Origin of the sequence: Pseudarthrobacter sp. NKDBFgelt, from assembly GCF_046097905.1 — a bacterium.
GTDB lineage: Bacteria > Actinomycetota > Actinomycetes > Actinomycetales > Micrococcaceae > Arthrobacter > Arthrobacter polychromogenes.
Genome location: NZ_JBJURL010000045.1, coordinates 1 through 21,504, shown reverse-complemented (window position 1 = coordinate 21,504; position 21,504 = coordinate 1). Strand labels below are relative to the sequence as shown.

Here is a 21,504-nt window from a genome sequence, read left to right as displayed (position 1 = left end):
TCTCATTATCTGAGATGGGTGTCCATAATCTGAATGAAATTTTCTGTTTTTTGCCCCCAAACGTCCCGGATCTGTCGTTGCGCCGTTCGGCGGAGCCATAGACTTTCCCCTATGAGTGACACCCACATCGCAACCGAGAACAAGCCTGACATCAAACCCCGGAGCCGGGTTGTTACCGACGGAATCCACGCGGCTCCCGCACGTGGCATGTTCCGGGCGGTCGGCATGGGGGACGACGACTTCGCAAAACCCCAGGTCGGTGTCGCGAGTTCGTGGAACGAGATCACTCCCTGCAACCTCTCCCTGAACCGGCTCGCGCAGGGCGCCAAGGAAGGCGTTCACGCGGGCGGCGGTTTCCCCATGCAGTTTGGCACCATCTCCGTGTCCGACGGCATCTCCATGGGCCATGAAGGCATGCACTTTTCCCTGGTTTCCCGCGAAGTCATTGCCGACTCCGTGGAGACCGTGATGCAGGCTGAGCGGATCGACGGATCCGTGCTGCTGGCCGGCTGTGACAAGTCGCTTCCCGGAATGCTCATGGCAGCAGCCCGCCTGGACCTGTCCAGCGTGTTCCTCTACGCCGGCTCCATCATGCCCGGCTGGGTCAAGCTTGAGGACGGTTCCGAGAAGGAAGTCACCCTCATCGATGCCTTCGAAGCCGTGGGCGCGTGCGCCGCCGGCAAGATGAGCATGGAAGACCTGACGCGCATCGAAAAGGCCATCTGCCCGGGCGAAGGCGCCTGCGGCGGCATGTACACGGCCAACACCATGGCCTGCATCGGCGAGGCGCTCGGCATGTCCCTGCCCGGCTCCGCAGCCCCGCCCTCGGCAGACCGCCGTCGTGACGAATTCGCCCGCAAGTCCGGCGAAGCCGTCGTCAACCTGCTGCGCCAGGGCATCACCGCCCGCGACATCATGACCAAAAAGGCCTTCGAGAACGCCATCGCCGTCACCATGGCGTTCGGCGGCTCCACGAACGCCGTGCTGCACCTGCTGGCCATCGCCCGCGAGGCCGAAGTTGAGCTGACGCTGGATGACTTCAACCGCATCGGCGACAAGATTCCGCACCTGGGCGACCTCAAGCCCTTCGGCCGCTACGTCATGACCGACGTGGACAAGATCGGCGGCGTGCCCGTGATCATGAAGGCACTGCTCGACGCCGGCCTGCTGCACGGCGACTGCCTCACCGTCACCGGCAAGACCGTGGCCGAAAACCTCGAGGCCATCAACCCGCCGGACGTGGACGGCAAGATCCTCCGCGCGCTGGACAACCCCATCCACAAGACCGGCGGCATCACCATCCTGCACGGCACCATGGCCCCCGAGGGCGCCGTCGTGAAGAGCGCAGGCTTCGACGCCGACGTCTTTGAAGGTACCGCCCGGGTGTTCGAGCGCGAACAGGGCGCCCTTGACGCGCTGGACAACGGCCGGATCAAGGCCGGCGACGTCGTGGTGATCCGCTACGAAGGCCCCAAGGGCGGCCCGGGCATGCGCGAAATGCTGGCCATCACCGGCGCCATCAAGGGTGCCGGCCTGGGCAAGGACGTCCTTCTCCTCACCGACGGCAGGTTCTCCGGCGGCACCACCGGCCTGTGCATCGGCCACGTGGCCCCGGAAGCGGTCGACGGCGGCCCCATCGCCTTCGTGAAGGACGGCGACAGGATCCGCGTGGACATCGCCGCCCGCAGCTTCGACCTGCTGGTGGACGAGGCAGAGATCGAAGCCCGCAAGGTGGGCTGGGAGCCCCTGCCGGCACGCTACACCAAGGGCGTCCTGGCCAAGTACGCAAAGCTGGTGCACAGCGCCAGCACAGGCGCATACTGCGGGTAGCAGCTGCGTTTCGGCGGCTAACCCCAACTAGGTAGCACTAAGTGTCGTTTTGAACGCTCAAAACGACACTTGCCGCTACTTAGTTGGGGGAGCCAGCCAAAGAGTGGACAATGGGGTCCACATGGTGAGATCGCGGGGCAGCTCGTTGACACGCATCTTGCCCAGAGGGAAAACTGAACGCATGACTTTCGTTACCGGCATCGTCGTCGTCCTTACCAAGCGCGTGGCACATTAGCCCCGGGTAACGAACCGTCACGCGCAACCCCTCGAAGAGCCGCCAGGCTGAGGGGTTTTTTTATTTCCTGCAGTTTCCACGAACCACAGATGATCCACAAGGAAGAGTCCGATGAGCAAAGGATCGCCGATCAGCCCCTCGCTGATGGCTACTAAGTCCGCTGGAGCCACCAAGGCTCCGGAACGCGCCGACCGGACGGCCGACCATGCCGTCGTCGCTGCTGACCTTGCTGCCGCCTCTCCTGTCCTTGGGCCGAACAACGTTGTACCCCCAACGGTGATGACCGGCTCGCAAGCTATTGTCCGCTCGCTCGAAGAACTCGGCGTCGACGATATTTTCGGTTTGCCCGGTGGCGCGATCCTGCCCACCTACGACCCCTTGATGGCCTCCAGCATGAATCACGTGCTGGTCCGTCACGAACAGGGAGCCGGCCACGCCGCGCAAGGCTACGCCATGGTGACCGGACGGGTTGGCGTGTGTATCGCCACCTCGGGCCCGGGCGCCACCAACCTCGTCACCGCCATCATGGACGCCCACATGGACTCCGTTCCGCTGGTGGCCATCACCGGCCAGGTGTCCAGCGGCGTGATCGGAACCGACGCGTTCCAGGAAGCCGACATCGTGGGCATCACCATGCCCATCACCAAGCACTCCTTCCTGGTGACGGACCCCAACGACATCCCGCATGTCATGGCTGAAGCGTTCCACCTCGCGTCCACCGGCCGCCCCGGTCCCGTCCTCGTGGACGTGGCCAAGGACGCCCAGGTCGGCCAGATGACATTCTCCTGGCCGCCGAAAATCGACCTGCCCGGCTACCGGCCGGTCACCCGCGGGCACAACAAGCAGGTGCGCGAGGCCGCCAAGCTGATCGCAGCGGCGAGCAAGCCTGTGCTGTACGTTGGCGGCGGCGTCATCAAGGCGCACGCCGCGGCGGAGCTGCTGGCACTCGCCGAGGCCACCGGAGCCCCGGTTGTCACCACGCTGATGGCCAAGGGCGCCTTCCCGGACTCACACCCCCAGCACATGGGAATGCCCGGCATGCATGGCACCGTCTCTGCCGTGACTGCTTTGCAGCAGTCCGACCTGCTCATCACCCTCGGTGCCCGTTTCGACGACCGCGTCACCGGCGTCCTCAAGACCTTCGCGCCCATGGCGAAGGTTATCCACGCGGACATCGACCCCGCCGAGATCTCCAAGAACCGCACCGCGGACGTGCCCATCGTCGGGTCCGTCAAGGAGATCATCCCTGAACTCACCGAAGCTGTTCGCACCCAGTTCGAGGCATCCGGAACGCCGGACCTCACCACCTGGTGGGCCTTCCTGAACAACCTTAAGGAGACCTACCCGCTGGGCTGGACCGAACCCGATGACGGGCTCAGCGCACCGCAACGGGTCATCGAGCGCATCGGCGCCCTGACCGGGCCTGAAGGCGTCTACGTTGCCGGCGTGGGCCAGCACCAGATGTGGGCAGCACAGTTCATCAAGTACGAGCGTCCGCACGCCTGGCTGAACTCAGGCGGTGCCGGGACCATGGGCTACGCGGTTCCTGCCGCCATGGGCGCCAAGGTCGGCGAGCCGGACCGCGTAGTCTGGGCCATCGACGGCGACGGCTGCTTCCAGATGACCAACCAGGAACTGGCCACCTGCGCCATCAACAAGATCCCCATCAAGGTGGCGGTGATCAACAACTCCTCCCTGGGCATGGTCCGGCAATGGCAGACCCTCTTCTATGAGGGCCGGTACTCAAATACGGACCTCAACACCGGCCACGACACCGTCCGCATCCCGGACTTCGTCAAGCTGGGGGAGGCCTACGGCTGCGCCGCGTTCCGCTGCGAACGCGACGAGGACATCGACGCCACCATCCAGAAGGCACTCGAAATCAACGACCGGCCTGTGGTTATCGACTTCGTGGTGAGCCCGAACTCCATGGTGTGGCCGATGGTGCCCGCCGGCGTGAGCAACGACCAGATCCAGGTTGCCCGCAACATGACCCCGGAATGGGAAGAAGAGGACTGACCATGAGCCGCCACACACTCTCCGTCCTGGTGGAAGACAAGCCCGGCGTCCTGACCCGCGTCGCGAGCCTCTTCGCCCGCCGTGCCTTCAACATCAACTCACTGGCTGTTGGCCCCACCGAGGTTCCGGGGATCTCCCGGATGACCGTCGTCGTCGACGCCGACGGTGACCTGATCGAGCAGGTCACCAAGCAGCTCAACAAACTGATCAACGTCATCAAGATCGTTGAGCTGACTTCTGAATCTTCCGTACAGCGAGACCACATCCTGGTCAAGGTACGTGCGGATGCCGCGACACGTCTGCAGGTGACCCAGGCTGCAGACCTGTTCCGTGCCGCCGTCGTCGACGTGTCCACAGACTCGTTGGTGATCGAGGCAACCGGTACTCCGGAGAAGCTTGCAGCACTGCTCTCAGTGCTGGAGCCCTTCGGCATCCGCGAAATCGTGCAGTCCGGCACCCTGGCCGTTGGACGGGGATCCCGCTCCATGAGTGACAGGGCGTTGCGTTCCGCCTAGGACGCTGCCCGGGCCCGGCCCGGCAGCAGGCAACGCCCGCAACCGCACCACAAAGACACCCATCTACAACCCACTCAAGAGGAGTTACGCAAGTGACTGAAATGTTTTACGACGACGACGCCGACCTGTCGATCATCCAGGGCCGCAAGGTAGCCATTGTTGGCTACGGCTCCCAGGGCCACGCCCACGCGCTCAACCTGCGCGATTCCGGCGTCGAGGTTGCCATCGCCCTCAAGGAAGGCTCGACGTCGATCGCCAAGGCCGAGGACGCAGGCTTCACGGTCAAGAACGTTGCCGACGCCGCCGAATGGGCCGACGTCATCATGATCCTGGCGCCGGACCAGCACCAGCGCTCGATCTACAACGACTCCATCAAGGACAAGCTGAAGCCCGGCAAGGCCCTTGCCTTCGCCCACGGCTTCAACATCCGCTTCGGCTACATCCAGGCTCCCGAGGGCGTTGACGTCATCCTCGTCGCCCCGAAGGCTCCCGGCCACACCGTGCGCCGCGAATTCGAAGCCGGCCGCGGCATCCCGGACATCATCGCCGTTGAGCAGGACGCCACCGGTTCCGCCTGGGAGCTGGCCAAGTCCTATGCCAAGGCCATCGGCGGCACCCGCGCCGGCGTCATCAAGACCACCTTCACCGAAGAAACCGAAACGGATCTCTTCGGCGAGCAGGCCGTCCTGTGCGGCGGCGTGTCCCAGCTGGTCCAGTACGGTTTCGAAACCCTCACCGAAGCCGGCTACCAGCCCCAGATCGCCTACTTCGAGGTCCTCCACGAGCTCAAGCTCATCGTTGACCTCATGTGGGAAGGCGGCATCGCCAAGCAGCGCTGGAGCGTTTCCGACACCGCTGAGTACGGCGACTACGTCTCCGGCCCGCGCGTCATCACCCCCGAGGTGAAGGAAAACATGAAGGCCGTCCTGGCCGACATCCAGTCCGGTGCCTTCGCAAAGCGCTTCATCGAGGACCAGGACAACGGCGGCGTGGAGTTCAAGGCACTGCGTGCCAAGGCTGAGCAGCACCCCATCGAGGCTGTCGGCCGCGAACTGCGCTCCCTCTTCGCCTGGCAGCAGCAGGACGTGGACTACGTCGAAGGCTCCGCAGCCCGCTAAGCCTGGCTCAACGTGCCGTTATAAAAGACAGACTGTGAGGCCGGGTTCACACTTAACAATGTGAGCCCGGCCTTTCCGTCGGCCTAGACTTGTTTTATCCCCCGGACTGCAACGCAGAGGATCAGCCGTGTCAAAACCCGTAGTACTGCTCGCCGAAGAACTTTCCCCCGCTACCGTCGAGGCCCTGGGCCCGGACTTCGAGATCCGCCAGACCGACGGCGCCGACCGTTCCCAGCTGCTCTCCGCCATCGGCGACGTTGACGCGATCCTGGTCCGATCGGCCACGCAGGTGGACGCCGAGGCGATCGCCGCTGCGAAGAACCTCAAGGTCATCGCCCGCGCGGGAGTAGGCCTGGACAACGTGGACATCAAGGCAGCCACCCAGGCCGGCGTCATGGTGGTCAACGCGCCCACCTCGAACATCGTTTCGGCAGCTGAACTCACCGTTGGCCACATCCTCAGCCTGGCCCGCCACATTCCCCAGGCAAGCGCAGCCCTGAAGGACGGCGAGTGGAAGCGCTCCAAGTACACGGGCATCGAACTCTTCGAAAAGAAGGTCGGCATCATCGGTCTGGGCCGGATCGGCGCGCTTGTGGCCGCCCGGCTGAAGGGCTTTGACACCAAGATCCTTGCGTACGACCCCTACATCACCTCAGCCCGCGCGGCTCAGCTCGGCGTGCAGCTGGTGACCCTGGACGAACTCCTGGCACAGGCGGACTTCATCACCATCCATATGCCCAAGACGCCGGAAACGGTGGGCATGCTGGGCGCTGACGCCTTCAAGAAGATGAAGAGCACCGCTTACGTCGTCAACGTCGCCCGCGGCGGACTGGTGGACGAGGAAGCACTCTTCACGGCCCTGCAGGACGGCGAAATCGCCGGCGCCGGCGTGGACGTCTTCTCCAAGGAACCCAGCACCGACCTGCCGTTCTTCAAGCTGGACAACGTGGTGGTCACCCCGCACCTGGGCGCCTCCACCGATGAAGCGCAGGAAAAGGCCGGCGTGTCGGTCGCCAAATCGGTCCGGCTCGCCCTCGCCGGCGAACTGGTGCCCGACGCCGTGAACGTGGCAGGCGGCGTCATCGCCCCCGACGTCCGTCCCGGCATCCCCCTGATCGAAAAGCTGGGCCGGATCTTCACCGCTCTGACGCACGCCTCCCTGACCCAGTTCGACGTCGAAGTGGCCGGCGAGATCTCGTCCCTCGACGTCAAGGTCCTGGAACTGGCCGCCCTCAAGGGCATCTTCGCGGACGTCGTGACCGAGCAGGTCTCCTACGTCAACGCTCCGGTCATCGCCGAGCAGCGGGGCATCAACGTCCGCCTGATCACCACACCCGAAACCGAGTCATACCGCAACGTCCTCACCCTCCGTGGCGCCCTGAGTGACGGCACCCAGATCTCCGTGGCCGGCACCCTGACCGGACCCAAGCAGATCCAGAAGCTCGTGGGCATCAACGGCTTCGAGGTTGAAATCCCCATCAGCGAGCACCTCGTGGTGGTGGCCTACACGGACCGTCCCGGCGTCATCGGAACCATCGGCCACATCCTGGGCATGAACAACATCAACATCGCCGGCATGCAGGTGGCACGCTCTGACGAAGGCGGCCAGGTGCTTGCCCTGCTGACCATCGACAGCTCCGTACCCCAGCAGGTCCTGGACGCCATCAAGGCCGGCATCGGCGCCGAGATGGTGCGTGAAGTGGACCTGGAGGACTAACCCGCACCCCGGGAAACACCGCACCGCCGGCCGCCCGCGGCGAGTCCCGGCACGGCCACGTATGATTGGCCGGTCTGCTTACAATGGCTGGGTCCTGGTTCGGGACCGGGCCGGCAGGCCGGCCAATATCTTTTGCTCATCCGTCCCCGTCCATGTCCACATGGGCGGGGCGCGTATGTGCGCACGCAATCCAGGTTTCAGGGAGTTCCATGAACGCCGTCCAGAGGTTCATCAGAAGCAAAGTGCTGCTGTTGACCGCGGCCATCTTGATCGCAGCCATGTGCTTGTCGGTCCTTGTCCAAAGCCAGTCCCAGGCCGCGCTGAACAGGACCGTGGATGAAAATTCACGCGGCCTCTACGACGTCCTGGTCCAGGCCAAGGCCTCCTCCGGCTCGCTCATGCAGCCCGAGATCGCCAACGGCTCCGGCGGCATCAGCTTCGAGCAGCTGGAGGCCATCAGGAAGCTCTCCGGCACCTCCGTGGCGGCCCCGATCAGCCTCGTCTCCCGCGTGACCCAGAACCTTGAATCCCCACGCCTCGATGCCATGGACTACCTCGGCTACAACGCCGGGCTGGCCGGCACCGCGACCGCGGATCAGGCCGCCGGGGCAACCGCCCCGGACCAGTGGCCCGCTGCCGAATCGGTCCTGGGCGATGAAACCAGGAAGTACCGCCTGACGGCCAGTGCAGTCAGCTCCGACGGCGTCTCCGAACAGACCCTGTTCAAATCCACTGCCGAAGGCACCCTTGGCAAGGCCAGGCTCGTGGAGGAGCAGACTGCCGGCGGCAGCAGCATCCGCATCGCAGCGCCCGGGGACGAAACCGGGATCAAGTTTCCCGCCCCGGCCGGGGGCTCCGAACACAACCTCTTCAACCTTTCCGTGTCACTGCCCATGGCCCCCGAAATAACGGAGTCCGTGGTCGCCGTCGATCCGGCTGCCGAACGCGCCCTCCTGGGTTCCGCCGGCGACTTCCTGTCACCGCTGGAAAAGGCGCCACCGGGCGACGCGCGCGACGCCGGGGCGGTGGGACGGTACCTCGAGGGACTGTTCACCAACGGCATCAGCCTGGACGAGTTGGAGGAAGGGCCGGATTTCCTCGGCGTCAAGCTCAAGTACTGGGCGCCGCTGATGACCCAGTACCAGCAGGCCAAGCGGAACGGGCAGCTGACTGACGATTCCCAGGCCATTCCCCTGATCGTCAGGTCCGGGACGTCCCTGGACCTGAAGTACAACGTCAAGATCGAAGAGATTGACGACGCCGGCAGGGTCGTCAAAAACGTCGGCACCGTCTCCCGTTCCCTGGACAAGGACTACCTGCCTTTCGTTTCGAAGGACCCCTTCGTCCTGTCCTGGCCGGGTTCCACGGACCACTCCTCACTGCTCGGCAGCAGCGGCAACTTCAACCAGGGCCTCTACACTCCCGCCACCTGGAGCACCGACTTTGCCGCGGCGCCCAAGTACACCGACGGCGAAGCAGCCGCCAACGGTGCCGAGGCAAAGACGGCAGTGCCCGGCGAATGGGTCACCGTCAACCGGCTTCCCGAAAAGAGCGCCAACGGCATGCCCGTTGACCAGACCCAGCGCGAGCCCGTGGATGAGCGCTCCTACCGGGAAAACCTGGAAACAGGGGAGCAGGCGGCCGCCCCGCTCGCCATGGTCTACGGTACGTTCGATCCCTCGGCTGTTTCCGCCGCCGCTGGGGACGTCAACAAGCTGCCTCTGGGCGGCTACGACCCCACCCCCTTCACGCTGGTCAAGGACGCTGCGGGCAACGAAGTGCCCGCCACGGAACTTGAACCCTCCCTGAGCGCCACCGGGCTCGCCAGCCAGTCCGCAGGCGCCATCACCGACTATTACGGCCTTGCTGCTGCCCGCGGCTACACGGAGAATGCCAGCGTCATCGACGCCGTCCGGGTCCGTGCAACGGCGCCCGGCAGCTGGAAGGAAGCGCAGCCCGACGTCGAACAGCTGGCCGGGGAGATCCGCGGGATGGGCCTGGAGGCCACCATCGTGGCCGGTTCCGCGCGGGAGGATGCCAGCATCTTCGTTCCGGGCTACAGCAAGGACGACGCCGGCAAGGAATCCGCCCTGGGGACCGTCAAGCAGTCCTGGGTCCGGCAAAACGCCGCGGAGGCCGTGACCGGGTCGCTGTCCGGCACCAACATCACCCTGCTCTTCCTGACGCTCTGCGGCGCAGCCCTCCTGACCGGCGCATCCACGGTGAGCTACATCCGCAAGCGCAAGAGCGAAGCCGGAACCCTGCGTGCCATGGGTTGGACCCAGGGCCGGATCCGCCGCTGGGTACTGGAGGAATTCGGCGTCGGCGCGGTCCTGCTGGCCGTGGCCGGGATCGTTCTGAGCCTGGCCAGCTGGAGCCTTTCCACCGCCCTGGTGTCCGCGTCTGTCCTGGTGCTGTACGCTGCGGCGGCGTTCTTCGCCGCACAGCAGCTGCGCCACCGTGACGAGATCGACCAGGAACCGCAGCACGACGAACGGCTGATTCCGGTGGACTCACCGCTGACCTTCGCCAACCGCCAGCTGAGCACCAACAAATTCAACACCCTGTCCCTGGCCGTAGCCGTGGGAGTGTTCGGGGCTGCAGCAGGCGGCCTGGCCGCCCTGCTCATCGACATCCCCCGCGCTGCCGGCGCCAGCGCACTGAGCGGTTTGGCCGCGGCCAGCGTTGCCTTTCCGAGCATCCTCCTGGCCCTCGCCGGAGTTGCGGTAGGGCTGGTGCTGACCCTGGTCACCGGGCGGTTTGAACTCAATGCCAAGCGCCAGTACCTTGGCATCCTCGAGGCTATGGGCTGGAACCCGGACATGCTCCGCCAGGTCCGGCTGTTCGAGAACGCGCTGGTGGGAACCGTGGCCCTGCCCCTGGGCGTTTTGGGCGCCCTGGGCATCGGCCTGCTGCTGGCACCCTACGCCGCGCTGTGGGCGGGCGTGGCCGGCCTCGTGGCTGTACTTTGCTGGATACCGATTGCAACGAAAGTGGTCCAATGACAAACCCGACCAACGTCCAGCGGAGCCGCCGGTCCGGCTCCGGTGAGGTCCCCCTGCAGACCCGGGCCAACACCATCGTCAAGGCTGCCGACCACGCCACGCCGCTGGAACTGAGCGACATCACCATCCGCTATGGCGGCGGCAAGGGCGGCGCCGAAGCCGTCAGCGTGGTGGAAGGCTTCGACCTGACCCTGCACGCCGGTGAGATGCACTGTGTTGCCGGCCGCAGCGGTTCCGGCAAGACCAGCATCCTGACCGTCGGCGCCGGACTGACCCTGCCGACGTCGGGCCGCGTCTTCTGGGAAGGCGATTCGCTCGAAAGTATGGGCGACGACGAAATCGCGGACCGTCGTCGTGCGCTGATCGGTTACGTTGACCAGGGCGGCGCCCTGATCGACGGAATGAGCGCCCTGGAGAACGTGCTCCTCCCGGCCGTTCCTGACGGTGAAGTGGACCAGCGGCGGGACATGGCCAAGGACCTGCTGGACCTTGTTGGCCTGGGCCGGCGCATGCGGCACCGTCCCGCCCAGCTGTCCGGCGGTGAACGCCAGCGCGTGGCCATCGCCCGGGCTCTGATCCTGGGCACCCGGGTCCTGGTGGTGGATGAGCCCACCGCCAGCCTTGACCGCGCCTCCGCCAACCGAATCATCAGCATCCTGAAGGACACAACGTCCGACGGAATCGCCGTTCTGGTGGCCTCGCATGACCACGAACTTGTCCGGCTCAGCGATACCCTGACCGAACTCATCTAGCCCGTCCCTCCCCACCGAAGGTAACGTCCTCCACGTGACTGCTTCAGAGAAAACGCCGTTCTACATCACCACGGCCATCACCTACCCCAACGGTGTGCCGCACATCGGCCACGCCTACGAGTACATTGCCACCGATGCGATGGCGCGCTTCAAGCGGCTGGACGGCTTTGACGTGATGTTCCTGACCGGCACGGACGAGCACGGGATGAAGATCGCCCAGGCTGCCGAAAAGGAAGGCATCACTCCCAAGGAGCTGGTGGACCGGAATGCGGACATCTACCAGGCGGCCCACGCCGCCCTGGGGATCACCTACGACCGCTTCATCCGCACCACCGACGAGGACCACTACGCCGCCTCGCAGGCCATCTGGAAAAAGATGGAGGCCAACGGCGATATCTACCTGTCCAAGTACGAGGGCTGGTACTCCGTCCGGGACGAGGCCTATTACGGCGAGGACGACACCGTGGTCAAGGACGACGGCGTGCGCTACTCCAAGGAAACGGACACCGAGGTGACGTGGACGGCTGAGGAGAGCTACTTCTTCCGGCTTTCGGCCTACCAGGACAAGCTCCTTGCCCTGTATGAGGCCCACCCGGAATTCGGCGCGCCGCAATACCGCTTCAATGAAGTCATCAGTTTCGTCAAGCGCGGCCTGGAGGACCTGTCCATCAGCCGCACCACCTTCGACTGGGGCGTCCCGGTCCCGGGCAACGACAAGCACGTCATGTACGTGTGGGTGGATGCCCTGACCAACTACCTCACCGGCGTGGGGTACCCGGACGTCGACTCGGATAAATTCCGGAGATACTGGCCTGCTGACGTCCACATCATCGGCAAGGACATCTCCCGTTTCCACGCGATCTACTGGCCCGCCTTCCTCATGAGCGCCGGCCTTGAGCTGCCCAAGCGGGTGATGATCCACGGCTTCCTGCACAACAACGGCGTGAAGATGTCCAAGTCGCTGGGCAACGTGGTTGCTCCGGCGGACTTCGTGGCGCAGTACGGACTGGACCAGGTGCGCTTCTTCTTCCTCCGGGAAGTGCCCTTCGGTGCGGACGGCAGCTACAACCACGACGCCATCGTTGGGCGGATGAACTCGGACCTGGCCAACAATTTTGGAAACCTGGCCCAGCGTTCGCTGTCCATGGTGGCCAAGAACTGCGGCGGGCGCGTTCCCGTCCCGGGGGAGTTCACTGCCGCGGACACTGCCATCCTGGCCCAGGCCGACGCCCTCCTTGCCGCAGCCCGGGCAGCGTTTGAGAAGCAGGAGTTCAGCCGCGCCCTCGAGGCGATCTGGGGTGTCCTGGGGGACACGAACGCCTACTTCGCGGAGCAGGCGCCGTGGGTGCTGCGGAAGACCGACGTCGAACGCATGAACACCGTGCTGTACGTGACCCTTGAGGTGCTGCGGATCGTGGCCATCCTGGCACAGCCGGTCATGCCCCGGGCAACCGGTGCACTGCTGGCAACCCTCGGCCAGCCCGAGGGGGAAGCCCGGCAGTTCGCAGCGATCCCAACCCGGATTGCGGCCGGAACCGAGCTGCCCGCTCCGTCTCCCGTCTTCCCCAAGTACGAGGAGCCGGCCGGGGCCTGACCCGGCCACGCTCTCTCACTTCCTGCACGTTGTGGCCCAACGCTCTCTCACCGCTGGACAGGCGGTGAGAGAGCGTTGGTTGTTTTCCTGCAGGAAGTGAGAGAGCGTCCCTGGGGGTGTTCGAATTGTGAGACGGCTTGACCAGCATATGGATAACTTGGCTAACCTGAATCCATGAGCGCATCCTCCATCGATCTTGCAGTTATCCCCGGCGACGGCATCGGCCCCGAAGTGATTGCCGAGGCAGTCAAGGTCCTCGAGAAGGCCGTGGCGGCGGAGGGCGTCGAGCTCAAGCAGACGCACTACAGGCTCGGCGCTGAACACTGGCTGGCCACGGGGGAGACCCTGCCCGACGAAGTCCTCGCGGACCTCCGCACGCGGGATGCCATCCTGTTCGGCGCAGTCGGCGCGGCCCCCGGCGACACGCGGATCCCGTCGGGGATCATCGAACGCGAGATGCTGCTCAAGCTCCGCTTCAGCCTGGACCACTACGTCAACCTGCGTCCGTCCAAGCTGTACGGCACGGTGGGCAGCCCTCTGGCCAACCCCGGCATCATCGACTTCATCGTGGTCCGCGAGGGTACCGAAGGCCCCTACGTCGGCAACGGTGGCACGCTCCGTGCGGGCACTCCCCACGAGGTTGCCACCGAAGTCTCGCTGAATACCGCGCACGGTGTGGAGCGTGTTGTCCGGGACGCCTTCCGCCGCGCAAGCGCCCGGGAGCGCAAGCACCTCACCCTGGTCCACAAGCACAACGTCCTGGTCTTCGCAGGGCACCTGTGGAAGCGCACGGTTGAGGCAGTGGCCACCGAGTTCCCGGAGGTCACCCACGATTACCTGCACGTGGACGCAGCCACCATCTTCATGGTGACGGATCCGTCACGCTTCGACGTGATCGTCACGGACAACCTCTTCGGCGACATCCTCACGGACCTCGCCGCCGCCGTGACAGGCGGCATCGGACTGGCCGCGTCAGGCAACATCAACATGGACCGCACGGCGCCGTCCATGTTCGAGCCGGTCCACGGTTCCGCCCCGGACATCGCCGGCCAGGGCAAGGCCGACCCCACGGCTGCGATCCTGTCCGCCGCCCTCCTGCTGGACCACCTCGGCTACGCCGCTGCGGCCCGGAAGATCGAAGCGGCAGTGGTTGCCGACGTCGAAAAGCGCGACGGCGGTGCCCGCAGCACGAGTGCCGTGGGCGACGCTATCGCAGCCGGACTCTAACCCGCGCCGGGGCCGCAGGCATCGGGCGTAAGCTTGTCTCGAATCACCAAATGCCGCCTTGCCGTTCAGTGCTGAACCCGGGGCGGCCGATCGTGGAGGAACCATGACTCAGACTGCCCATGGCGTCGAATTCAGCCAGCAGCCCTCGGCCAACCCGAAGTCTGCTGAAGAGCGTGCAGCCATCCTGGCCAACCCGGGCTTCGGCAACCACTTCACCGACCACACCGCCATCGTGGACTACAGCGTGGACGAGAACGGCAACGGCGGCTGGCACAATGCCCGGATCGAGGCGTACGGGCCCATTGTCCTGGACCCGTCGGCTGCCGTCTTCCACTACGGCCAGGAGATCTTCGAAGGGCTCAAGGCGTACCGCCACGCGGACGGCTCCATCTGGACCTTCCGTCCTGAAGCGAACGCGGCACGGCTGAACAAGTCCGCCCGCAGGCTCGCCCTTCCCGAACTGCCGGCCGAGTACTTCCTCGGGGCAATCCGTGAACTGGTGGCCATTGACAAGGAATGGGTCCCCGCCGGCGAAGGTGAGGCGCTGTACCTGCGGCCGTTCATGATCGCCACCGAGGCCTTCCTGGGTGTCCGCGCCGCACGGGAGGTCTCCTTCCGGGTGATTGCCTCACCGGCCGGCAACTACTTCGGCGGCGAACTGAAGCCCGTGTCCATCTGGATTTCACGGGAGTACGCCCGCGCGGGCCGTGGCGGAACCGGCGATGCGAAGTGCGGCGGCAACTACGCGGCGTCGCTGATCGCGCAGCAGGAGGCTGAAGCCAACGGCTGCAAGCAGGTCCTCTTTCTCGACCAGTTCAACGACAACGCAGTCGAGGAACTGGGCGGCATGAACGTTTTTTTCGTGATGAGGGACGGCTCGCTGGTCACCCCGGCGCTGACCGGCACCATTCTCGAAGGCATCACAAGGATGTCCGTCATCCAGGTGGCCAAGGACATGGGCCGCGAGGTCACCGAGCGCAAGATCACCCTCGATGAATGGCGCGACGGTGTTGCCTCCGGTGACATTGCCGAGGTGTTCGCCTGCGGCACGGCAGCTGTGATCACGCCGATCGGAGTCCTCAAGGACGCCACCGAGTTCATCGGCTCCGAGGACGCCAAGGCAGGGGAGACCACCATGGCCATCCGCGAGCAGCTGCTCGGCATCCAGACCGGCACCGTGCCGGACACGCACGGCTGGCTGACCCGCCTGGCCTAGCCTGCCAGTTTTCGAACATACGACGGCGCCTGCCGGACTTGGGTCCGGCAGACGCCGTTTGTGCGTCGAACCGATCCCGGCCTTGTCCGCGAAACCTGGCCTTGAAGGTCCGGTTTCGCGAACACCCTTAGGACCCGACGGCGGCACTCAGCGCCGGGCGGCCTTCCGGGCGGCGTTCTTCAGCGCCTTGCGGGACACCGGCTTGAGTGCCTTCCGCGCCGCTTCTTCGGCGATGGCCTGGTTGCGGCGGGCATCAATGATGTCGTTCCACAGTGCCGTCGCGAAGGCTCCGCCGTCCTGGGCATATACGTCGTAGGGATAGTCCGCAAATATTGAAGGCGTTGTGCTGCCGGTGGGCAGGGACTTCCCTGTTGCCTCGGCGGCAGCGTCGGCGACAGCCCAGGTCCGGGTTAGGTGCCGGGTCAGGTTTTCCTGGACAAAGATGTTCGCATCACTTGCTGCGGCTGCGCGTTCCAGGAGTGCCTCCAACTCCTGGGAGACAGTTCGGGCCGCCACATCTTCCACCTGGTGTGAATCCGATGCGAGGTCCCCGGCCAAAGCGTCCACTTCCTCGCGCCAGTCGGATGTCTCCCGGAACTTCTTCCACGTGGGAAACCAGACAATGCTGCCCGTAGCGTGATTGTGGATGTGCTGGAGTCCGCTGTTCTTCTCCGTTGCGGCATGGTCGTGGCCGGCGGCATCGGCGGAGGCGAGGAGGTCTGCAAGGGTAGTTGTGCTCATGGTGTCTGGTTCCGGCTTCCTGAAGATCGTGTGGTGTTCACTGGAGGTCAACCCGGTCCGGCCGGCGTTCTATTCCGCTGCCAGGACACCCCGATCCGGCCGTCGGTGCAAGGATGGGGTGGTGACTCCAGCTTCCCGTCCCGTTCTGCAGCGCAGCACCGCCCTGACACAGTTCGTCCTGGCTCCCAATCCCGGCCCGATGAGCCTGGAGGGAACCAATTCCTACGTCCTGAGGGCACCCGGCAGCCCGGCCGCCGTGGTGGTTGATCCCGGACCGCTTGACGAGGCCCACCTTCAAGCACTCGCCGCCGCCGGGCCGGTTGACCTGATCCTCGTGACCCACCGCCACGCTGACCACACTGCCGGCTCCGCCCGCCTGCATGAACTGACCGGCGCCTCGGTGCGGGCGGCAGACAAAGCCCACTGCCACGGCGGCGGCGCTCCCCTGAAAGACGGCCAGGCAATCCTCGCTGGAGGCCTGGAGGTCAGGGTGGTGGCTACTCCCGGCCACACGTCGGATTCGGTCTGCTTCCACCTTCCCGCCGACGGCCCCCATGGTTCGGTTCTCTCCGGCGACACCATTCTTGGCCGCGGCACCACCATGCTCGACTACCCTGACGGAACCCTGGGCGACTACCTTGCCTCGCTGGACAAGCTCGAGGCACTTGGGTCTACAGCGGTCCTCCCCGCCCACGGCCCAACCCTTCCGTCCCTGGCTGACGTTTCGCGCGCCTACCGCAGCCACCGCCTGGAACGGCTGGCACAGGTGCGCGCTGCGCTGGCCCGCCTGGGCGCGGAAGCCTCCGCCGGTGACGTCGCGGACGTCGTCTATGCCGACGTCGACCCTTCCGTGCGGCGCGCGGCCGAAACGTCCGTTTCGGCCCAGCTTCACTACCTTCGGGGAGACGCTGGGCAGCGCCGGGCCTGGGGAGTCACGCCCGGCGAGACGGTAGGGTAGGAGCCATGCGTATTGCCAGGTTTGTTGTTGATTCTGATCCCCTTTACGGCGTCGTCGAAGGTGACACGGGCAGTGAGGAAATCACTGTCATCCATGGCGACCCCTTCTTCAACGGCGTGGAGCGTACCTCCGTCCGCCACAAGCTGGAGGACGTCCGGCTGCTCGCTCCCATCATTCCCCGCAGCAAGGTCATCGGCGTGGGCCGCAACTTCGTGGAGCACGCACACGAGCTCGGCAACGAAGTCCCCGCCCAGCCGCTCCTGTTCCTCAAGCCGAACACCGCCGTCGTGGGTCCCAACGATCCTGTGGTGCTGCCGGATTTCTCCGAGGAAGTCTCCTTTGAAGCGGAACTGTGCGTGGTAATCGGACGGATCTGCAAGGACGTGCCCGAGGACCGCGTGGATGATGTCATCTTCGGCTACACCTGCGGCAACGACCTCACCGCCCGGGACGTCCAGAAGACCGACCTGCAGTGGACCCGGGCCAAGGGTTTTGACACCTCGGCGCCCCTTGGCCCATGGATCGAGACCGATCTGGATACCGAGGACCTGCAGATCCAGGGCCGGCTCAACGGAGAACTGCGGCAGGACGGCAGCACCAGCCAGATGATCCGGGGCGTCCGCGAGCTGGTGTCCATTGTGTCCCAGGCCTTCACCCTGCTGCCCGGCGACGTCATCATGACCGGAACGCCGGCCGGAGTGGGCCTGGTCAGCGCCGGTGACCGCTTTGAGGTTGAGATCGAGGGCATTGGCCGCCTGTCCAACCCCATAGTCCGCCGCTGACGCGCGGGCCGCCCGGACCCTCGGCGGCAGACGGTAAAGTTGGAGCCACTATGACTACTGCTTCCGCGTCGAATGCTGCCTCCCTGCCCCCCGTTTCTGCCGACACTCCCGTGCGGGTCCGGTTCTGCCCGTCGCCCACCGGCACCCCGCACGTCGGGCTGATCCGGACGGCCCTGTTCAACTGGGCCCATGCCAAGCACACCAAGGGCACGTTTGTGTTCCGCATCGAGGACACGGACGCGGCGCGCGACTCGGAGGAAAGCTACCTGCAGCTGCTCGAGGCACTGAAGTGGCTTGGCATTACGTGGGAAGAGGGCGTCGAAGTGGGCGGCCCCCACGAGCCCTACCGTCAGTCGCAGCGGCTGGACCTCTACAAGGACGTGGTGGCCAAGCTGATCGAGGGCGGCTACGCCTACGAGTGCTACTCGTCCCCCGAGGAAGTGGAGGCACGCCACCGCGCCGCTGGCCGCGACCCCAAGCTGGGCTACGACAACTTTGACCGTGAGCTGACAGACGAACAGGTGTCCGCCTTCAAGGCGGACGGCCGCCAGCCCGTGCTGCGGGTCCGGATGCCCGATGAGGACGTCACCTTTACCGACCTGGTCCGCGGCGAGATCACGTTCAAAGCCGGCAGCATCCCGGACTACGTCATTGTCCGCGCTGACGGCTCCCCCCTCTACACACTGGTGAACCCGGTTGACGACGCACTCATGGGCATCACCCACGTGCTGCGCGGCGAGGACCTGCTGTCCTCCACGCCGCGCCAGGTTGTCCTCATCCGTGCACTCATGGAACTCGGTGTTGCCAGCTACATGCCGGAGTTCGGCCACCTGCCCTACGTCATGGGTGAGGGCAACAAGAAGCTCTCCAAGCGTGATCCGCAGTCCAACCTGTTCCTGTTGCGTGACCGCGGCTTCATTCCCGAGGGCCTCCTGAACTACCTGTCCCTGCTGGGCTGGAGCCTCTCCGCCGATGAGGACATCTTCACCGTGGACCAGCTCATCGAAAACTTCGACGTCCACGATGTCCTGGCCAACCCGGCGCGCTTTGACATCAAGAAAGCCGAAGCCATCAACGGCACGCACATCCGCATGCTTGCACCCGGGGACTTCCGGGAGCGGCTGGTGCCGTACCTGCGCACCGCCGGATATGTGGGGGAGCAGCTCACGGCGCGGCAGGAGGACATCCTTACCGAAGCCGCGCCGCTGATCCAGGAGCGCATCACCCTGCTGGGTGAGGCACCGGACATGCTCGGATTCCTGTTCAAGGACGACGACGCCATCGACGTTGCCGACGACGCCCGCAAAGGCCTCCCGCAGAACCTCGACGAGGTACTGGACGCAGCTATTGCGGCCCTGGACAGAGTCCAGGAGTGGACTGCCGAAGAGATCCAGGCAGCGCTCAAGCAGGCGCTCGTGGAAGACCTGGGCCTGAAGCCCCGGCTCGCCTTCGGACCCGTGCGCACCGCTGTTTCCGGCCGGCGCATTTCACCGCCGCTGTTCGAGTCCATGGTGATCCTGGGCAGGGAATCGTCCCTCCGCAGGCTCCGGGCCTTCCGTGGCTGATGACCTCGCGGCGATGACAGCTGCCCGGACGGCCGGCGGCGTCCTGGACACGCCCTTCGGGGCAGTCCGAGGGGTGCTGTTCGACATCGACGACACGCTGGTGGACCTCGAGTTTTCGATGACCACAGCCCTTCGGGAGGTCAGTGAACACCTCCTGCCGAGCATGGACCAGGCAGGCTGGGATCGGTTCGGGCGCATCTTCACGCATGAAACCACCCACTATTACGACCGCTACCTGGCCGGGGAACTGACGTTCAACGAGCAGCGGCTGCTGCGCGGCCGCGCTGCCCTGGGCCACTTCGGGGTTGAGCTGGAAGAAGGTGAGCAATCCCACCAGTGGCTCACGGCATACGTGGAAAAGCAGCCCGCCTACGTGAAGCCGTTCCCGGATGTCATGCCGCTGCTGGACCTGCTGGACCAGGCAGGCGTCCCCTACGGCGCGGTCAGCAACAACGTCCACGACTATCAGCGAGCCAAGCTGGACGGCGCAGGACTTGAACGCGTCAGGCGCCTGGTGGGGACGGACACCCTGGGTGTGGCAAAGCCTGATCCGTCCATCTACCTGGAAGGTGTCCGGCTCCTGGGCACCGGACCTGCGGAAACGCTCTACGTCGGTGACAACCGCTTACTGGACGCGGAGGGCTCGACGGCGGCCGGCCTCTTGGGTGTCTGGCTCAACAGGGCGGGGGAGCAGGTGCAGGAATTCCGGGGCAACATGGTGTCGTCGCTGGGCGAACTTATCGCCTGAGGGCACTCCGTGCGGGCCGGGCGTAAGCCCGGCCCGCGTCCCCGCCCGGCACGCCGGAGGCCGATTTGTGCGAGCACGAAGTCTCGGGTAAAGTAATTTCTCGTGCTGAGGCGCACGGAGCAGGGCAAAAGCCCTGAAAACCGGCCCGAAAGTATCATTGGGATATGGTGTAATTGGCAACACTACGGTTTCTGGTACCGTCATTCTAGGTTCGAGTCCTGGTATCCCAGCTCTGGTTTGAGCACTGATTTAGAGCCCAAAACGGAAGGTTTCAGGCGGTTCGCCGATTTGAAACCGAAGCGAAGTGTGTGAAACAATCACTGAGCTTGACCAGCGGAAACGCCGGTCAGAAGTACGGTAAAGTACACGGCCCCATCGTATAGCGGCCTAGTACGCCGCCCTCTCACGGCGGTAACGCGGGTTCGAATCCCGCTGGGGTCACCAATAAAATGGTCCCGGGCAGACGCCCGGGGCCATTTTTTGTTGTGTGCTGGAGCCCACCGGCAACGCGCGCCGGAACTGCGGCCGTGTGGAGCCCGAACTGGCATGATGTTGCTGTGACCTCCCCGAACGAGCAGGACCACCCGAACCACGCGCAGCACACGCCCACGGGCAGTGCCGGAGCCCTGGCTGCTGTCACGCTGCTGGAAGAGGTGCGGGAGGATCTGGCCGCCACCGAGCTGCCGCTTGCCCTGCCTGGCTCGGAGCAGGCCCGGCGTGAGGCAGCCAGTGCCGTGGCCCAGCTCGATGACTACATCCTTCCGCGGTACCGAAGCCTTGACGCTCCGCTCCTTGCCGTCGTCGGGGGCTCTACGGGTGCGGGCAAGTCAACCCTCGTGAACGGGATCGTGGGGCACCCGGTTACCCGCGCAGGCGCCATCCGTCCCACCACCCGCCAGCCCATCCTCCTGCACCACCCGTCGGAGGCGGACTGGTTCGAGGGCCAGCGCGTGCTGCCGAGCCTCAGCAGGATCCGTGGGTCCGTCACCAACAGCCCCGTGCCGGCAAACCGGGCAGGAGCGGTTCCGGATGCAGCCGCCATGTCTTCCCTTGTCCTTGTGGCAGACCCTGGAGTGCCCGCCGGAGTTGCCGTCCTGGATGCCCCGGACGTTGATTCCATCTCGGATGACAACCGCAAGCTGGCCGCCCAACTCCTGGCCGCCGCCGACCTGTGGGTCTTCGTTACCACTGCCAACCGTTACGCCGACGCCGTCCCCTGGAAACTGCTCCTCAACGCCGCTTCGCGGGACATCATGGTGGGGGTGGTCCTGGACAGGGTTCCCCCGGGTGCGGAAGAAGAAGTCAGCGAGGACCTGCGCAGCCTCCTGGACCGGGAAGGCCTCGGCGCGGCGCAGCTGTTCGTCATTCCGGAGACCACCCTGGATCCGATGGGCATGCTGCCCGCCGGGGCCGTCCCGGTCCAGGAGGCTGCGCAGGTCCTCGCTGACTTCTTCTTCCGCACCCGGGGGAACCCTGTCCAGG

The 21,504-nt window shown here is 65.3% G+C and carries 17 protein-coding genes and 2 tRNA genes; 17 read left to right on the top strand and 2 right to left on the bottom strand.

The features are described 5' to 3' along the window. Nucleotides 1-111 precede the first annotated feature (111 nt). From ilvD to serA, 5 genes are all read left to right on the top strand, one after another. Nucleotides 112-1,830 (top strand): dihydroxy-acid dehydratase, encoded by a 1,719-nt coding sequence (gene ilvD, locus ACKAE7_RS13085; protein ID WP_191034580.1) that lies wholly within the window; start codon nt 112-114, stop codon nt 1,828-1,830. A 346-nt stretch (nt 1,831-2,176) separates the two neighbouring features. Then, nucleotides 2,177-4,084, top strand: coding sequence for an acetolactate synthase large subunit (locus ACKAE7_RS13080; RefSeq protein WP_190610203.1), 1,908 nt, complete (start codon nt 2,177-2,179; stop codon nt 4,082-4,084). Nucleotides 4,085-4,086: 2 nt separating this feature from the next. Further along, complete coding sequence (gene ilvN, locus ACKAE7_RS13075; RefSeq protein WP_009356538.1) at nt 4,087-4,599, top strand: acetolactate synthase small subunit; 513 nt, start codon at nt 4,087-4,089, stop codon at nt 4,597-4,599. Between the two features lie 92 nt (nt 4,600-4,691). Then, nucleotides 4,692-5,717, top strand: coding sequence for a ketol-acid reductoisomerase (gene ilvC, locus ACKAE7_RS13070; protein WP_188808557.1), 1,026 nt, complete (start codon nt 4,692-4,694; stop codon nt 5,715-5,717). A 127-nt stretch (nt 5,718-5,844) separates the two neighbouring features. Next, nucleotides 5,845-7,434, top strand: a complete 1,590-nt coding sequence (gene serA, locus ACKAE7_RS13065; RefSeq protein ID WP_188808558.1) for a phosphoglycerate dehydrogenase — start codon at nt 5,845-5,847, stop codon at nt 7,432-7,434. Between the two features lie 136 nt (nt 7,435-7,570). Here the strand turns inward: serA and ACKAE7_RS13060 are convergent, their stop codons facing one another. Further along, complete coding sequence (locus ACKAE7_RS13060; protein ID WP_188809072.1) at nt 7,571-7,714, bottom strand: hypothetical protein; 144 nt, start codon at nt 7,712-7,714, stop codon at nt 7,571-7,573. Between ACKAE7_RS13060 and ACKAE7_RS13055 the strand changes: the two genes are divergently transcribed. From ACKAE7_RS13055 to ACKAE7_RS13035, 5 genes are all read left to right on the top strand, one after another. Further along, the gene (locus ACKAE7_RS13055; RefSeq protein WP_408979406.1) at nt 7,644-10,439 is read left to right on the top strand and encodes an ABC transporter permease; all 2,796 of its coding nucleotides are present in this window, start codon (nt 7,644-7,646) and stop codon (nt 10,437-10,439) included. The two genes, ACKAE7_RS13060 and ACKAE7_RS13055, sit on opposite strands and share 71 nt — an antisense overlap. Next, entirely contained in the window at nt 10,436-11,191 is a 756-nt protein-coding gene (locus ACKAE7_RS13050) for an ABC transporter ATP-binding protein (protein ID WP_104184854.1), read from the top strand. Before ACKAE7_RS13055 ends, ACKAE7_RS13050 begins: the two co-directional genes overlap by 4 nt. Before the next feature lie 34 nt (nt 11,192-11,225). Next, nucleotides 11,226-12,785, top strand: a complete 1,560-nt coding sequence (gene metG / locus ACKAE7_RS13045; RefSeq protein ID WP_188808561.1) for a methionine--tRNA ligase — start codon at nt 11,226-11,228, stop codon at nt 12,783-12,785. Nucleotides 12,786-12,959: 174 nt separating this feature from the next. Continuing rightward, nucleotides 12,960-14,012, top strand: a complete 1,053-nt coding sequence (locus tag ACKAE7_RS13040) for a 3-isopropylmalate dehydrogenase (protein ID WP_408979405.1) — start codon at nt 12,960-12,962, stop codon at nt 14,010-14,012. A gap of 103 nt (nt 14,013-14,115) precedes the next feature. Beyond that, complete coding sequence (locus tag ACKAE7_RS13035) at nt 14,116-15,228, top strand: branched-chain amino acid aminotransferase (protein ID WP_191034576.1); 1,113 nt, start codon at nt 14,116-14,118, stop codon at nt 15,226-15,228. A 147-nt stretch (nt 15,229-15,375) separates the two neighbouring features. Here the strand turns inward: ACKAE7_RS13035 and ACKAE7_RS13030 are convergent, their stop codons facing one another. Beyond that, nucleotides 15,376-15,969: a hypothetical protein gene (locus ACKAE7_RS13030; RefSeq protein ID WP_188808564.1), complete on the bottom strand. Its 594-nt coding sequence runs from the start codon at nt 15,967-15,969 to the stop codon at nt 15,376-15,378. A gap of 121 nt (nt 15,970-16,090) precedes the next feature. Between ACKAE7_RS13030 and ACKAE7_RS13025 the strand changes: the two genes are divergently transcribed. From ACKAE7_RS13025 to ACKAE7_RS12995, 7 genes are all read left to right on the top strand, one after another. Continuing rightward, nucleotides 16,091-16,927, top strand: a complete 837-nt coding sequence (locus tag ACKAE7_RS13025) for an MBL fold metallo-hydrolase (RefSeq protein WP_408979404.1) — start codon at nt 16,091-16,093, stop codon at nt 16,925-16,927. 5 nt (nt 16,928-16,932) lie between these two features. Then, nucleotides 16,933-17,709 carry a fumarylacetoacetate hydrolase family protein gene (locus ACKAE7_RS13020; protein ID WP_188808566.1) on the top strand — a complete coding sequence of 259 codons (777 nt, stop codon included), beginning with the start codon at nt 16,933-16,935 and terminating at the stop codon, nt 17,707-17,709. 50 nt (nt 17,710-17,759) lie between these two features. Continuing rightward, a complete protein-coding gene (gltX, locus tag ACKAE7_RS13015; RefSeq protein WP_188808567.1) occupies nt 17,760-19,274 on the top strand; it encodes a glutamate--tRNA ligase in 1,515 nt (504 codons plus the stop codon). 13 nt (nt 19,275-19,287) lie between these two features. Beyond that, entirely contained in the window at nt 19,288-20,022 is a 735-nt protein-coding gene (locus ACKAE7_RS13010; RefSeq protein ID WP_408979408.1) for an HAD family hydrolase, read from the top strand. 158 nt (nt 20,023-20,180) lie between these two features. Then, a tRNA-Gln gene (locus tag ACKAE7_RS13005) sits at nt 20,181-20,252 on the top strand. Nucleotides 20,253-20,390: 138 nt separating this feature from the next. Further along, nucleotides 20,391-20,466, top strand: a tRNA-Glu gene (locus ACKAE7_RS13000). A 113-nt stretch (nt 20,467-20,579) separates the two neighbouring features. Then, a partial coding sequence (locus tag ACKAE7_RS12995) for a dynamin family protein (RefSeq protein WP_408979403.1) occupies nt 20,580-21,504 on the top strand: 925 nt, incomplete at its 3' end.

Coding starts and splice junctions, on each gene's coding strand:
- ACKAE7_RS13060 (WP_188809072.1), bottom strand. CDS start 7,714: ATGGCTGCGATCAAGATGGCCGCGGTCAACAGCAGCACTTTGCTTCTG.
- ACKAE7_RS13050 (WP_104184854.1), top strand. CDS start 10,436: ATGACAAACCCGACCAACGTCCAGCGGAGCCGCCGGTCCGGCTCCGGT.
- ilvN (WP_009356538.1), top strand. CDS start 4,087: ATGAGCCGCCACACACTCTCCGTCCTGGTGGAAGACAAGCCCGGCGTC.
- ACKAE7_RS13010 (WP_408979408.1), top strand. CDS start 19,288: ATGACAGCTGCCCGGACGGCCGGCGGCGTCCTGGACACGCCCTTCGGG.
- ACKAE7_RS13040 (WP_408979405.1), top strand. CDS start 12,960: ATGAGCGCATCCTCCATCGATCTTGCAGTTATCCCCGGCGACGGCATC.
- ACKAE7_RS13020 (WP_188808566.1), top strand. CDS start 16,933: ATGCGTATTGCCAGGTTTGTTGTTGATTCTGATCCCCTTTACGGCGTC.
- gltX (WP_188808567.1), top strand. CDS start 17,760: ATGACTACTGCTTCCGCGTCGAATGCTGCCTCCCTGCCCCCCGTTTCT.
- ACKAE7_RS13030 (WP_188808564.1), bottom strand. CDS start 15,969: ATGAGCACAACTACCCTTGCAGACCTCCTCGCCTCCGCCGATGCCGCC.
- ilvD (WP_191034580.1), top strand. CDS start 112: ATGAGTGACACCCACATCGCAACCGAGAACAAGCCTGACATCAAACCC.
- ACKAE7_RS13055 (WP_408979406.1), top strand. CDS start 7,644: ATGAACGCCGTCCAGAGGTTCATCAGAAGCAAAGTGCTGCTGTTGACC.
- ACKAE7_RS13080 (WP_190610203.1), top strand. CDS start 2,177: ATGAGCAAAGGATCGCCGATCAGCCCCTCGCTGATGGCTACTAAGTCC.
- ACKAE7_RS13035 (WP_191034576.1), top strand. CDS start 14,116: ATGACTCAGACTGCCCATGGCGTCGAATTCAGCCAGCAGCCCTCGGCC.